This window comes from Sphaerotilus natans, assembly GCF_900156335.1.
Taxonomy (GTDB): Bacteria; Pseudomonadota; Gammaproteobacteria; order Burkholderiales; family Burkholderiaceae_C; genus Sphaerotilus; species Sphaerotilus natans.
In genome coordinates this window covers 30,492-43,924 of record NZ_FTMZ01000011.1, presented here as the reverse complement: position 1 = coordinate 43,924, position 13,433 = coordinate 30,492, and the positions used below count along the sequence as shown (strand labels likewise).

Sequence of the window (13,433 nt, the reverse complement as noted above, 5' to 3'; positions counted from 1 at the left end):
TGTCCGACGATTTCCGCCGCCCGCACCGAGTCCGCGCCGAGCGCACTCACTGAGGAAGCCCCGACACCATGGCCGATCGACTCTCCCAAGGCTCTGCCTCTTCGCGTTCCAGCGACGGCGGCCTCGACCTGCAGCAGTTCCACCAGACCTTCTTCGAGGAGGCGGCGGAGAACCTGCAGAGCATGGAACAGCTGCTGCTTGCGCTCGATCCGGCCGCAGTCGACGACGAGACGCTCAACGCGATCTTCCGGGTCGCGCACTCGATCAAGGGCGGCGCAGCCACCTTCGGCTTCACCGCGGTGGCCACGCTGGCGCACGAGATGGAGACGCTGCTCGACCGGCTGCGCCGTCACGAGCTGGCTCCGACGCCGCCGATGGTCGACGTGCTGCTGCGCGGCGGCGATGCGCTGTGGGGCCTGCTGTCCTTCCAGCAGGGCCTGACCGACGAGGCGCCCGAGACCAGCGGCCTGGTCGCCGACATTCGCCGTCTGGCCAGCCTCGACGCGGCGGCCAGCTCGGCACCGGTGGCAGCACCTGCGGCGGCCGCGCCGGCCGCTGCGCCCAGGCCGGCGGGCACCCGTGAACTCGAGGTCCGCATCGGCCCGCTCGAGCTGCCGCAGACGGCCAGCCATCTGCATGAGCTCTTCGAGGAGATTCCCGGCATCGGCGAGATGAAGCCGCTGGACTTCGGTGAGCCGGTCGACGGCATGCGCCGCTTCACCGTCATCACCAGCTGCACCGACAACGAGCTGCTCGACCTGTTCAGCTTCCATGTCGATCGCAAGCTGGTCCACCTGATGGAATCCGGCCCCGGCTTCGGCTTCTACGAAGGCAATCCCGGCGTGCCCTCCGCCGCGCCCGAGCCGCCGCCGGCCGGCGCCCCGGCGCCAGCGGCGCCACCGGCGGCCGCCGCCCCGGCCAGCGCGGCCAAGGGCGGCAACCGCGCACCGGCCGCGCCGGATGCGGCCACGCTGCGCGTCTCGGTCGAGAAGGTCGACCAGCTGATCAACCTGGTCGGCGAGCTGGTCATCACCCAGGCGATGCTGATCCAGGGCAGCCGCTCGCTCGATCCGGTGGTGCACCAGTCCCTCGTCAGCGCGATCAACCTGATGGAGCGCAACTCGCGCGACCTGCAGGACGCGGTGATGTCGATCCGCATGATCCCGATGTCGGCGGTGTTCAGCCGCTTCCCGCGCATGCTGCGCGACCTCTCGGGCAAGCTGGGCAAGCAGGTCGAGCTGGTCACGCATGGCGAGGCCACCGAGCTCGACAAGGGCCTGATCGAGAAGATCACCGACCCGCTGACCCACCTGGTGCGCAATTCCTGCGACCACGGCATCGAGCTGCCGCAGGCGCGGGTGCAGGCCGGCAAGCCGGCGGTGGGCACGATCACGCTGTCGGCCTGGCACCAGGGCGGCTCGGTGGTGATCGAGGTGCGCGACGACGGCAAAGGCCTCTCGCGCGAGAAGCTGATCTCCAAGGCGATCGAGCGCGGTCTGCAGGCCTCCGACTCGATGACCGATGCCCAGGTCTGGAACCTGATCTTCGAGCCGGGCTTCTCGACCGCCGAGCAGGTCACCGACGTCTCCGGCCGCGGCGTCGGCATGGACGTGGTGAAGAAGAACATTCTCGGTCTGGGCGGGCGGGTCGACATCGAGTCGGCGCCGGGCTGCGGCATGAGCGTGAAGGTGCGCCTGCCGCTGACGCTGGCGATCATGGACGGCATGAGCGTGGCCGTCGGCGACGAGGTCTACATCCTGCCGCTGGGCTCGGTGGTCGAGAGCGACCTGATCGGGCCGGACCGCATCCGCTCGCTGGGCAACAACAACCGCGTTGCCAAGGTGCGCGAGGAGTACCTGCCGGTGGTCGACCTGGCCGGACACTTCGGCGTCTGGCGCGACGAGCCGGCGGCTCAGCCGATCATGGTCATCGTCGAGTCGGAGGGCTCGCGCGCGGCGCTGATCGTCGACGAGCTGATCGGCCAGCAGCAGGTGGTGGTGAAGAATCTCGAGACCCACTACAAGCGCATCCCGCATGTCTCGGGCGCGACGATTCTCGGCAATGGCCGGGTCGCGCTGATCCTCGACATCGCCACGCTGGTGCAGGCGCGCTGACGCGCCGTCCCGGCTCCTTCACGACACGACACGCGACAGACCAATCCCGGGAGCGCTTGCGATGCAGGACATGTTCTGGAATTTCACCATCCGACTGCGCATGGCCGCGGCGGTGGCCCTGCTGGTGGGGCTGTTCGCCGTCATCGGCGCCATGGTCTGGAGCGGCGCCGACCGCTTGCTGATCCTCGGCACGATGGCGGCGATGCTGGCGGTCGTCGTGCCGCTGACGCTGATCAACTCGGCCTCGATCGTCGCGCCGATCGCCCGCGCCCAGCAGCTGACCGACGCGATCACCCAGGGCGACCTGGGCACCCGCCTGGACGTCCGCGGCGAGGACGAGGCCGCGCAGCTGCTGCGTGCGCTGCTGCGCATGCAGGATGCGGTCGGCGCGATCGTCGGCAGCATCCGCGAGTCGACCGATGCGGTCGGCACCGCCAGCACGCAGATCGCGGCCGGCAACCAGGAGCTGTCGATGCGCACCGAGCAGACCGCCGGGTCGCTGCAGCAGACCTCCAGCTCGATGGAGCAGCTCAGCGAGACGGTGCGCCAGACCGCCGATTCGGCCCAGCTCGCCAACGAGCTGGCCGGCCAGGCTTCCAGCGCCGCCCAGCGCGGCGGCGACGTGATGACCCAGGTCGTCAGCAACATGGAGGAGATCAGCGCCTCCAGCCGCAAGATCGCCGAGATCATCGGCGTGATCGACGGCATCGCGTTCCAGACCAACATCCTGGCGCTGAACGCGGCGGTGGAAGCCGCCCGGGCTGGCGAGCAGGGCCGCGGCTTCGCGGTGGTGGCCGGCGAGGTGCGCAACCTGGCGCAGCGCAGCGCCCATGCGGCCAAGGAGATCAAGACCCTGATCGGAGCCAGCGTCGACAAGGTCGGTGCCGGCACGCATCTGGTCCACGATGCCGGTCGGGCGATGAGCGACATCGTCAGCGGCGTGCAGCGTGTCAGCGACCTGATCAGCGAGATCACCGCCTCGACCAGCGAGCAGAGCACCGAGCTCGGCCGGGTCAGCGCCGCGGTCGGCCAGCTCGACCAGATGACGCAGCAGAACGCCGCGCTGGTCGAGGAGAGCGCGGCCGCCGCCGACAGTCTGCGCCGTCAGGCCGCGACGCTGGCGGCTGGCGTCAAGAGCTTCCAGCTGGGAACGGGCGGCGGCAGCAGTGGCAGCCGGGTGCCGTCCGTGTCGCCAGCGCCGAAGCCGAAGTCGGCGGCGCGTGCCGCGGCAGCGCCGGTGGCCCGTGCCGCAGCGACGCCTGCGCCGGCACCGGTCAGCCGGCCGGCCCCGCCCCCGCCGCCCGCCGCCGAGCGCAAGGCCGCGCCGGCCCCCGCGCCGGTGGCCGAGACCGGCTCGACCGAGCAGTGGGAATCCTTCTGATCAGCCCAGCGCCTTCCAGCCCATGTAGAGCGCCAGCAGGTAGAGCACCAGCGCGAAGGCGCGCTTGAGCTGAGCGACCTGCAGCGCATGGGCAGCGCGTGCGCCCAGCGGCGCGGTCAGCACGCTGGCGCAGGCGATCAGCCCGAGGCCCGGCAGCCACAGCCAGCCCAGCGCGCCGGGCAGCGGCGCCGGCATCGACCAGCCGCCGATCAGGTAGCCGACGGTGTTGGCCAGCGCGATCGGCAGGCCCAGCGCGGCTGAGGTCGCCACTGCCTGGTGCATCGCGACATTGCACCAGGTCATGAAGGGCACCGAGATGAAGCCGCCGCCGGCGCCCACCAATCCGGAGATGAAGCCGATCAGCGTGCCAGCGCCCAGGCTGCCCGCGGTGCCGGGCATCTGCCGCGACGGCGCCGGCTGACGGTTGCGCAGCATCTGCGTGGCCGAGAAGGCGACGAAGACCGCGAAGACCAGCGCCAGCGTCGTGCCGCGCAGCGCGGCAAAGGCGCCTGCGCCGGCGATCAGCCCGCCGATCACGATGCCCGGCGCAATGCGTCGCACCAGATCCCAGCGAACCGCGCCGCGCCGGTGGTGGGCGCGCACGCTCGAGATCGAGGTGAAGACGATGGTGGCCATCGAGGTGGCGATCGCCATCTTGACCGCCAGTGCTGACTCCACGCCGCGCGCGGACAGGATCAGCGTCATGAAGGGCACGATCAGCATGCCCCCGCCAATGCCCAGCAGGCCGGCGAGAAAACCGGTGCAGCTGCCGAGCACGAGCAGCTGGGCGACCAGCATCGGGTCGAGGTTCATCGTGGTGGTGGGGAGGTGTCCGTCGCGAACCGAGGGCCGCATTCCTGAACCCAGGGGATTCAGGTGGGCGAGGTCAGTCCGGCTTCGGGTTCATCTGACGCGAGACGATCGCACCAGCCGGACAATGTTCCAGGCCCGGGCTCGCGAGAGCATCGGTTCAAGGAAATATAAAACCCCCGCGGACGCGACGGACGGGGGTCATTCTAGCTTCATTCCCTCGGCGCCGAGGCTGGCCTCGATGCGTCGGACCAGACTGTCGACATCGATGGTGATCGGCGGCGGAGCGGGCGGCGGCGGGGGCGGCAGCGGCATCGGGGTGCCGCCCGAGTGGCGCAGCTCGCTCAGCGCGTAGGCGATGTTCAGCGCCGCCAGCACGGCGATGCGCTCGCGTGCCTTGACCCGGCCGGCGTCGCGGATCGCGCACATCTCGCGGTCGACCCGGGTCACCGCTTCGGCCAGCACTGCGTCTCCGCCCTCCGGGCAGGCCAGCAGGTAGATCTGGCCCATGATGCTGACTTCCATCTGCTTCATGCTCATACCCCGCCTCCCGAGGCGCCGCGTTCATGGGTGTCGACATCGCCGGCGGGCAGCCGCTCCAGCAGCGCATCGATGCGGTTGCGCGCGGCCGCATAGCGCGAGCGCAGATTGTCCCGTTCGGCCGCGACCGCGGTGAGCTGCTGCTCGAGCTGGGCATTGGCGCGCTTGAGCTCTTCATGGCGAAGGATCAGCCGTTCTATCCGGTCGGCGAGGTCTTCGAGTGTGGACATTGCGCTGCTGTGCTGTCGGGGCGGTCGGTGCCGCTGCATCGTGTTGGCGCGAACGCCACAGGCGAGGGCGCCGGAAGGGTCCGATTGTAGTGGTGCACCGCCGCAATGTTTACAATTCACGCTGTTGGTGCTCGCCTGACCGGATCTGGTCGGTGGGTTAAACGGGAAACAGGAAGGTCAAGACCCGCCGGGTCGGCCCAACCTGTGCTGCCCCCGCAACGGTAAGCGGACGAGAGCCTCGGCGGCTCTCTGCCCCTGCGCACATGAACCACTGGCTTCACGACGAGGCCGGGAAGGGTCGCAGCGGGTTCGTCCGTCAGCCCGGATACCGGCCAACAGGGGGTCTGTCGATGTCGCGCCGGTCGCGGCGCCGGCGGGCCATGAGGTGCGAGGCCTGCGGGGACGCTGGCATGCACGATCCTGACACCGTTTCATCATGTCCAAGCTCTCCGTCGGCAGCCGTCTGCCCGAAACGCGCCTGCGCGCCACTGCTGCGGCCGCAGCGCTGATGCTGTGCCTGCCGCTGGGTGCCGCCGCCCAGTCCGCCCCGGCCGTGGCCACCGCGGCGGCCTCGCTGCCCGCGGTGGTGGTGACCTCCACCCGCAGCCCGATCCAGGCCGACCGCAGCATCGCCGACGTGACGGTGCTGACTGCCGAGGATCTGGCGGTCCAGTCCGGCCGCACGCTGGCCGAGGTGCTGGCGCAGCAGCCGGGCATCCAGTTCACCTCCAATGGCGGTCTGGGCAAGTCCAGCTCGATCTTCATGCGTGGCCTGGAGGCGCGCCATGTGCTGCTGCTGGTCGATGGCGTGCGCTACGGCTCGGCCACGCTGGGTCAGGCCGACTTCGACAACCTGCCGCTGGGCGACATCGAGCGCATCGAGATCGTGCGCGGCCCGCTCTCCAGCCTGTACGGCAGCGATGCGGTCGGCGGCGTGGTGCAGGTCTTCACCCGCCGTGCCCAGCCGGGCCAGGGCTTGCGTGGCAACGGCGCGCTGACGGTGGGCAGCAAGCGCCATGCCCAGGGCAGCGCCGGTCTGAGCTTCGACGATGGCCTCTGGAATGGCGCGGTCCAGCTGATCCACACCGAGAATCGCGGCTTTTCGTCGACCAACGAGCGGGTGCTGTACGGCAGCCACAACCCGGATCCGGACGGCTTCAACCAGAACGCCGGCAGCGCGCAGCTCGGCCTGCGCCTGCCGCAGGGCTGGCAGCTCAATGCCCGGCTGCTGCAGTCGGAATCGCGCACCGGCTTCGATGACGGCCCGGGCGCCGATTCGCGCGCCGGCCTGCGCACCCAGGTCACCTCGGTCGATGCCAGCGGCGAGGTGGTCAAGGGCTGGTCGACGGTGCTGCGGGTGGCCCGCAGCGCCAACGACTACGAGACGCTGGCCTCGGCCTCGCCCTGGACCGATCTGGGCACGATCGCCACGGTGCAGCAGCAGCTGAGCTGGGACAACACCTTGGTGCTGCCGGTCGGCTCGCTGCTGGTGGTGGCCGAGCATCTGAAGCAGAAGGTCAGCAAGCCGGGTGGCAACTACGAGGTGACCGAGCGCACCGTGCGCAGCGGCGCGCTGGGCTACCGCGCGGTGCTGGGTGCGCACACCGTGCAGGCCGGCGTGCGCCATGACCGCAACTCGCAGTACGGCGACCAGACCACCGGCAACCTCGGCTACGGCCTGGCGCTGAGCGATGCGCTGCGCCTGAGCGCCCAGCTCGGCACCAGCTTCGTCGCGCCGAGCTTCAACCAGCTCTACTGGCCGTCCTATGGCAACCCGGCGCTGGCGCCCGAGGAAGGCCGCCATGCCGAGCTGGGCCTGCGCTACACCCTGGGCGAGCAGAGCGTCAGCGCGACGCTGTTCGGCAACCGGGTGCGCGGCTACATCACCCAGGGCGCCAACCCGACCAATCTGCCCTATGTCGAGAGCCGGGGCGTGACGCTGGCCTATGACGGCCGCCTCGGCCCGGTGCGGGTCGGTGCCGCCTATGACCATCTGGACCCGCGCAACGCCACCGAGGGCAGCGCCAACCACGACAAGCTGCTGCCGCGCCGCGCACGCAACCAGGCCCGGCTGTCGGCCGATGTCGATCTGGGCGCTTGGAGCGTCGGTGCCGGCCTGCAGGCGCGCAGCCACCGCTACGACGACGCGGCCAACACCCGCCGCCTGGCCGGCTACGCGGTGGCCGACCTGAACGCGCAGTGGCAGTTCCAGCGCGACTGGTCGCTGGGCGCGCGGCTGAACAATGTGTTCGACCGCCAGTACGAGACCGCCTGGGGCTACAACCAGCCGGGCCGCGAGCTCCACGTCACGCTGCGTTACAGCCCGCGCTGAGACTGAGCGATCATCGGGTGATGAGAACGCAGAACCATCCGCGTTGCGAGTTCATCCTCGGCGGCCAGCGCAGCGGCAAGTCGCGCTGCGGCGAGCGCCGCGCGGCCGACTGGCTGGCCGGCGCGCCCGGGCGCCGTGCGGTGCTGCTGGCCACCGCGCTGGCGGGCGACGGCGAGATGCGCGAGCGCATCGCGCAACACCGCCTCGACCGCCTCGAGCGGGTGCCGGCGATGGCCACCGACGAGGACTGCCTCGACCTGGCCGCCGCGCTGCGCCGCCATGCCGTGCCCGACACGCTGGTGCTGATCGACTGCCTGACGCTGTGGACCACCCGCTGGCTGATGCCGCTCGAGGGCGAGCCGGCCGATGCGGCGCGCTGGCAGGCCGCCAGCGACGCGCTGGCGGCGGCGCTGGCCGAGGCGCCCGGTCCGGTGGTGCTGGTCTCCAACGAGATCGGCCTGGGCCTGGCGCCGCTGTCGCGCGAGGCGCGGCACTTCGTCGATGCGCTCGGGCGGCTGCATCAGCAGGTGGCGGCGGTCTGCCCGCAGGTCACGCTGATGGTGGCCGGGCTCGAGATGGCGGTGCGGCGGTGAGGCGTCTCTTTCTCCTGGCCTGCGCCGTCCTGCTGCCGCTGCTGCCCGCGCTGGCGGCGGCCCAGACCTCGTCCACGTCCACGCCGCCACGGCGCATCGTCTCGCTGATGCCCTCGCTGACCGAGACCGTCTGCGCGCTGGGCGAGTGCGAGCGTCTGGTCGGCGTCGACCGCTATTCCAGCTGGCCGGCCCGGGTCGAGCGGCTGCCACGCCTGGGCGGCATGGACGATCCGCAGATCGAGCGCATCGTCGGCCTGCGGCCCGACGTGGTGCTGGCCGTGCCGTCGAGCCGGGCGGTCGAGCGGCTGCAGTCGCTCGGCCTGAAGGTGGTGGTGCTGGAGTCGCGCACCACCGAGGAGGCGCGGCGCACCGCCGAGACGATCGCCACGCTGCTGGGTCGGCCCGGGCAGGGCACGGCGCTGTGGGCGCGCATCGACGCGCAGGTCGAGCGGGCCGTGGCGCGGGTGCCGGCCGGCTGGCGCGGGCGCAGCGTCTATTTCGAGGTCGACTCGGCGCCCTATGCGGCCGGGCGCAGCTCCTTCATCGGCGAGCTGCTGCAGCGCTTCGGCCTGGTCAACATCGTGCCGGCCGAGCTCGGGCCCTTCCCGAAGCTCAATCCCGAATTTGTCGTGCGCGCCGCGCCCGATGTGGTGATGGCGGTCGAGCGCCACATCGCCGACATGCCGCGCCGGCCGGGCTGGGCCGGGCTGAAGGCGCTGCAGTCGGGCCGGCGCTGCGCCTTTCCGGCCGATCGCTACGACACCCTGGTGCGGCCGGGGCCGCGCCTGGGCGAAGCGGCCGAGCTGGTCGCCGACTGCCTGACGGCCCTGCGCGAATGAGCCTCGAAGAACGCTATCGCCGCAGGCTGCTGGCGCGCGCGCTGGCGCTGCTGTCGCTGATCGGGCTGCTGGCCGGGCTGCTGATCGGCAGCGAAGGCGCCAGCTTCTCGGCGCTGCGGGCACTGTTCGACGACGGCTCGGCCGGGCTGGTGCTGGGCCAGATTCGTCTGCCGCGCACGCTGGGCGCCTGGCTGACCGGCGCGCTGTTCGGCCTGGCCGGCGCGATCGCGCAGGGGCTGTTCCGCAATCCGCTGGCCGATCCCTATCTGCTGGGCTCGGCCGCCGGCGCCTCGCTCGGGGTGGTGGGCGTGCTGACCGCCAGCTCGGTGGTGCTCGGGGGCGGTGCGGCGGGCTGGCTGGCGCGTTTCGGCCTGGTCGGTGCGGCCTTCTGCGGGGCCCTGCTGGGCGTCTCGCTGACGCTGCTGCTGGCCCGGGGTGCGACCCACACCACCCGGCTGCTGCTGGCCGGCGTGGTGGTCGGCGTGGTGCTGGGGGCCTTCAACGATCTGCTGACCACGCTCGACCCGGACGCGCTGCGTGGCAAGCAGGCCTTTCTGCTGGGCACGACCGGCTTTCTCGGCTGGCCGTCCTGCCTGCTGCTGCTGCTGGCGCTGCTGGCGGCGCTGCCGCTGGCCTGGCGGCTGGCGCGGGTGCTCGATGCCCTGTCGCTGGGCGAGGACAGCGCCACCAGCCTCGGGCTGTCGCTGCCGCGGCTGCGGCTGGTGATGGTCGCGCTGATGGCGCTGGCCACCGGCACCGCGGTCGCGCAGGCCGGCATGGTCGCCTTTGTCGGGCTGGTGGCGCCGCATCTGGTGCGCCGCTTCGTGCAGGCGACGCACGGCTACTGCCTGGTGGCCAGCGCGGCGATGGGCGGCGTGCTGCTGATGGGCGCCGACGTGCTCTCGCGCTGGCTGATCGCGCCGCAGGAGCTGCCCGTCGGCGTGCTGACCGCGGTGCTGGGCGGCTCCTATCTGCTGTGGCTGCTGCAGCGCCGGAGGATGGGCTGATGGGCGGCCCCTTCGTGCCCGATCCGATGCTCAGCGCCCGTCACCTGCAGGTGCGCCTGGGCGACCGCACGGTGCTGCGCGACATCGACCTGGACTTCGGCCCGGGCTGGACCGCGATCGTCGGGCCCAATGGTGCCGGCAAGTCGACGCTGCTGCGTGCGCTGGCCGGGCTGCAGCCGCTCGAGCAGGGCGAGGTCCGGCTCGACCGCGCGCCGCTGGCCGACTGGCCGGCGCCGCAGCGCGCGCGCCGGCTGGCCTGGCTGGCGCAGCAGGGCGAGGCTGGCGGCGACCTGACGGTGATCGACGTGGTCCGGCTGGGGCGTCTGCCGCATCTGGGGCTGTTCGGCCTGGCGCGCGGTCGCGACGAGCAGGCGGTTCGCCAGGCGATGCAGGCCACCGGGTGCACCGCCTGGCGCCACCGCCGTCTGGCCGAGCTGTCCGGCGGCGAGCGCCAGCGGGTGCTGCTGGCGCGGGCGCTGGCGGTGCAGTCGCCGGTGCTGCTGCTCGACGAGCCGACCACCCACCTCGACCCGCCGCATCAGGTGGCGCTGGTGCGGCAGATGGCCCGGCTCGCCCGCGAGGAAAACCGCACCATCGTCGCGGTGCTGCACGAGCTGAGCCTGGCGCTGGCTGCCGACCGGCTGGTGGTGATGGCCGCCGGCCAGATCCACGCGATCGGCCAGCCGGGCGATCCGCTGGTGCAGCGCACGCTGGTCGAGGTCTTCGGCGGCGCCATCCGCATCGAGGCGGTGCCGGTGGCTGCAGGCACGACCGAGGTGCAGTGGGTCGCGCTGCCCCGGCTCTGAACGACGGATTCCGAACAACGCAAGGACAGATCGATGCAGATCGAATCTCCCCCGGTCGAGCGCGACCGCCAGAAGCCCGAGGGCGAGCGCCGCGGCCTGATCCTGGTCCACACCGGTGACGGCAAGGGCAAGAGCACGGCCGCCTTCGGCCTGGCGCTGCGTGCGCATGGCCGCGGCAAGCCGGTGAAGATCTACCAGTTCATGAAGGTGCCCAGCGCGCGCTTCGGCGAGCACCGGATGTTCGAGCAGCTCGGTGTGCCGATCGAGGGCCTGGGCGACGGCTTCTCGTGGAAAAGCAAGGATCTGGAGCATTCCGCGCAGCTTGCCCGCGAGGGCTGGGCGCGCGCCGAGGCGACGATCCGCGCCGGCGCGCATTTCCTGGTGGTGCTCGACGAGATCATGTATCCGCTGCGCTACGGCTGGGTGGCGCTGGAGCCGGTGCTGGCGGCGCTGCGCGAGCGCCCCGCCCATGTGCATGTGGTGCTGACCGGGCGCAACGCGCCGCAGGAGCTGGTCGACCTGGCCGACACCGTGACCGAGATGCGCCCGGTCAAGCACCACTACCAGGCCGGCGTGCCGGCGCAGCGCGGCATCGAGGACTGAAGGGCCATGCCGCTGCCGGAGCCGCTGACCGTGCTGCTGGGCTCGCCCTGGCCCTGGCCGCTGCTGCAGGCCGGCGCGCTGCTGCTGGCCTGGGCGCTGGACCGCCGCTTCGGCGAGCCGCCCGACCGCTGGCATCCGGTGGCCTGGCTGGGCCGGCTGCTCGGGCCGGTCGGGCGCTTCTGGCGCGATCGTGCGCCGGCGGCGGCCTTTGCGGGCGGCGCGCTGTCGTGGCTGCTGATCGCGGCCGTGCTGGCCGGCGCGGCCTGGGCGCTGCAGCGCTGGATCATCGCGCTGCCGGGGCCGCTGGCGCTGGCGCTGCTGGCGCTGGCGCTCAAGCCGCTGTTCGCCTGCCGCATGCTGTGCGACGAGGTCGCCGCGGTGGAGGCGGCGCTGGCGCAGTCGCTCGAGGCCGGTCGCGCCCGGCTGGCCTGGCTGGTCAGCCGCGACGTGACGCGGCTCGATGCCGGTGAGGTGCGCGAGTCGGCGATCGAGACGCTGGCCGAGAACCTCAACGATTCGGTGGTGGCGCCGCTGGCCTGGTTTGCGCTGGCCGGGCTGCCGGGGGCGGTGCTGTACCGCTTTGCGAACACCGCCGATGCGATGTGGGGCTACCGGGGTTTCTGGGAGTGGGCCGGCAAGTGGGCGGCGCGGGCCGACGACCTGCTGTCCTGGCCGACGGCGCGGCTGACCGCGCTGCTGCTGCGTCCGGTCTGGCGACCGCACGAGTGGTCCCGGCTGGCCCGCGAGGCCGCGTGCACGCCGTCGCCCAACGGCGGCTGGCCGATGGGCGCGATGGCGTTACGTCTGGATGTCAGATTGCGCAAGCCGGGCGTCTATGCTCTGCATGCCGCAGGACGATCTCCCGAGGCCGCGGACCTCGGGCAGGCGCTGCGGCTGGCCCGGTCGGCCGCGCGGATCTGGACAGGCGTGCTCGCGGGCGGACTGGTGGCGGGCGCGCTGATGATGCTGACACGGCTGGCCGGGGGGCCGGCCTGAGCCCATGACGACGCTGCACCACGACCACCAAATCACTTCGTCCCTGCACGATTTCGCGCGCACGCATGGCGGGCCCGATGCCCACGGCGTGCCGCGCTGGGACTTCTCCACCAATGCCAATGCCTGCGGGCCGGCGCCGATGGCGCTGGAAATGGTGCGCCAGGTCGATGCCCGGCGCTATCCCGATCCGACCTTCAGCGCGCTGCGGCGCCAGCTCGGGCAGCTGCATCAGGTCGATCCGGCGCGCATCGTGATCGCTGCCAGCGCCAGCGAGTTCATCCGTCGCATGACGCTGGCGATCGCGATGCTCAAGCCGGGCGCGCGGGTGCAGGTGCCCGACTATGCCTATGGCGAATATGTCGCCGCGGCCCATGCGCTCGGGCTGCAGCCCTGGCGCGCCAGCGGGCTGCCTGGCGATGTGCCGCCCTATCTGATCTGGCACACCGAGCCGGGCAGTCCGGCCGGCGACGCGACGCCGGCGCCGGACTTCGATCCGACCGACTCGGTGCTGGTGGTCGACCGCGCCTACGCGCCGCTGCGCCTGGACGGCGAGGCGCCGGAACTCTCGCCGCATGCCTGGCAGCTGTGGTCGCCGAACAAGGCGCTCGGCCTGACGGGGGTGCGCGGCGCCTATGCGGTCGCGCCGGAGCGCGGCACGGTCACCGCCGAGCTGGTCGACTGGCTGCAGCAGCAGCTCGACCGGCTGGCGCCGTCCTGGCCGCTGGGCGCGCACGGGGTGGCGATGCTGAGCGCCTGGGCCAGCGACGAGGCCCAGTCCTGGGTGCGCGCCAGCCTGCACATCCTGCGCAGCTGGCGGCGTCAGCAGCTCGACCTGTGCCATCGGCGCCTGGGCTGGACCTGCCGCGCCAGCGTCACGCCCTTCTATCTGGCGCGCTGGGGGCGCTGGGAGGACCCGGCGCAGGCCCAGGAAGATCCTGCCCATCCGGTGCGGCTGCTGCCGGAGCTGCGCACGCTCGGGCTGAAGCTGCGCGACTGCAGCTCGATGGGGCTGCCGGGCTGGGTGCGCGTCAGCGTGCAGGCGCCGCCCTCGCAGCAGGCGCTGTCGCAGCTGTGGCGCCAGGTGATCGGCGAGTCGACCTTCGTGCCGACGGTGCGGCAGTCGGGCTTCCAGTCGCTGTCGACTTACTGATCACCGTCACCCTCGCGAAGGCGAGGGCCCAC

The 13,433-nt window shown here is 72.0% G+C and carries 12 protein-coding genes, 1 pseudogene and 1 riboswitch; of the genes and pseudogenes, 10 read left to right on the top strand and 3 right to left on the bottom strand.

Annotation, left to right across the window (positions count from 1 at the left end; genetic code table 11):
• The first annotated feature begins 68 nt into the window (after positions 1 to 68).
• Together BW996_RS11235 and BW996_RS11230 are read left to right on the top strand one after the other, a co-directional pair.
• Complete coding sequence (locus tag BW996_RS11235) at positions 69 to 2,114, top strand: chemotaxis protein CheA (protein WP_037483236.1); 2,046 nt, start codon at positions 69 to 71, stop codon at positions 2,112 to 2,114.
• A 61-nt stretch (positions 2,115 to 2,175) separates the two neighbouring features.
• The gene (locus tag BW996_RS11230; protein ID WP_051632050.1) at positions 2,176 to 3,495 is read left to right on the top strand and encodes a methyl-accepting chemotaxis protein; all 1,320 of its coding nucleotides are present in this window, start codon (positions 2,176 to 2,178) and stop codon (positions 3,493 to 3,495) included.
• Here BW996_RS11230 and BW996_RS11225 read toward each other — a convergent pair whose 3' ends face one another.
• The 3 genes from BW996_RS11225 to BW996_RS11215 form a co-directional block, all read right to left on the bottom strand.
• Complete coding sequence (locus tag BW996_RS11225) at positions 3,496 to 4,308, bottom strand: sulfite exporter TauE/SafE family protein (protein ID WP_037483238.1); 813 nt, start codon at positions 4,306 to 4,308, stop codon at positions 3,496 to 3,498.
• Positions 4,309 to 4,506: 198 nt separating this feature from the next.
• Positions 4,507 to 4,839: a cell division protein ZapA gene (locus tag BW996_RS11220; protein WP_037483241.1), complete on the bottom strand. Its 333-nt coding sequence runs from the start codon at positions 4,837 to 4,839 to the stop codon at positions 4,507 to 4,509.
• A gap of 2 nt (positions 4,840 to 4,841) precedes the next feature.
• Entirely contained in the window at positions 4,842 to 5,075 is a 234-nt protein-coding gene (locus BW996_RS11215) for a cell division protein ZapB (RefSeq protein WP_037483244.1), read from the bottom strand.
• A 108-nt stretch (positions 5,076 to 5,183) separates the two neighbouring features.
• Positions 5,184 to 5,426, top strand: a riboswitch (cobalamin riboswitch).
• Positions 5,427 to 5,511: 85 nt separating this feature from the next.
• Between BW996_RS11215 and BW996_RS11210 the strand changes: the two genes are divergently transcribed.
• From BW996_RS11210 to BW996_RS11175, 8 genes and pseudogenes are all read left to right on the top strand, one after another.
• Positions 5,512 to 7,407: a TonB-dependent receptor domain-containing protein gene (locus BW996_RS11210; protein WP_051632052.1), complete on the top strand. Its 1,896-nt coding sequence runs from the start codon at positions 5,512 to 5,514 to the stop codon at positions 7,405 to 7,407.
• 20 nt (positions 7,408 to 7,427) lie between these two features.
• On the top strand, positions 7,428 to 8,000 hold the full coding sequence (locus tag BW996_RS11205; protein ID WP_076458902.1) for a bifunctional adenosylcobinamide kinase/adenosylcobinamide-phosphate guanylyltransferase: 573 nt from the start codon (positions 7,428 to 7,430) through the stop codon (positions 7,998 to 8,000).
• The gene (locus BW996_RS11200) at positions 7,997 to 8,839 is read left to right on the top strand and encodes an ABC transporter substrate-binding protein (protein WP_037485567.1); all 843 of its coding nucleotides are present in this window, start codon (positions 7,997 to 7,999) and stop codon (positions 8,837 to 8,839) included. The genes BW996_RS11205 and BW996_RS11200 overlap by 4 nt, the downstream gene beginning before the upstream one ends.
• Positions 8,836 to 9,846, top strand: a complete 1,011-nt coding sequence (locus tag BW996_RS11195) for a FecCD family ABC transporter permease (RefSeq protein ID WP_037485569.1) — start codon at positions 8,836 to 8,838, stop codon at positions 9,844 to 9,846. The genes BW996_RS11200 and BW996_RS11195 overlap by 4 nt, the downstream gene beginning before the upstream one ends.
• Positions 9,846 to 10,652 (top strand): ABC transporter ATP-binding protein, encoded by an 807-nt coding sequence (locus tag BW996_RS11190; RefSeq protein ID WP_051632274.1) that lies wholly within the window; start codon positions 9,846 to 9,848, stop codon positions 10,650 to 10,652. The genes BW996_RS11195 and BW996_RS11190 overlap by 1 nt, the downstream gene beginning before the upstream one ends.
• 30 nt (positions 10,653 to 10,682) lie before the next feature.
• A pseudogene (gene cobO, locus BW996_RS11185) lies at positions 10,683 to 11,255 on the top strand (cob(I)yrinic acid a,c-diamide adenosyltransferase); the annotation flags it as partial.
• Positions 11,256 to 11,261: 6 nt separating this feature from the next.
• Positions 11,262 to 12,251 (top strand): adenosylcobinamide-phosphate synthase CbiB, encoded by a 990-nt coding sequence (gene cbiB, locus BW996_RS11180; protein WP_081838292.1) that lies wholly within the window; start codon positions 11,262 to 11,264, stop codon positions 12,249 to 12,251.
• A 4-nt stretch (positions 12,252 to 12,255) separates the two neighbouring features.
• A complete protein-coding gene (locus tag BW996_RS11175) occupies positions 12,256 to 13,401 on the top strand; it encodes an aminotransferase class I/II-fold pyridoxal phosphate-dependent enzyme (protein WP_076458901.1) in 1,146 nt (381 codons plus the stop codon).
• The last annotated feature ends 32 nt before the right edge of the window (positions 13,402 to 13,433 follow it).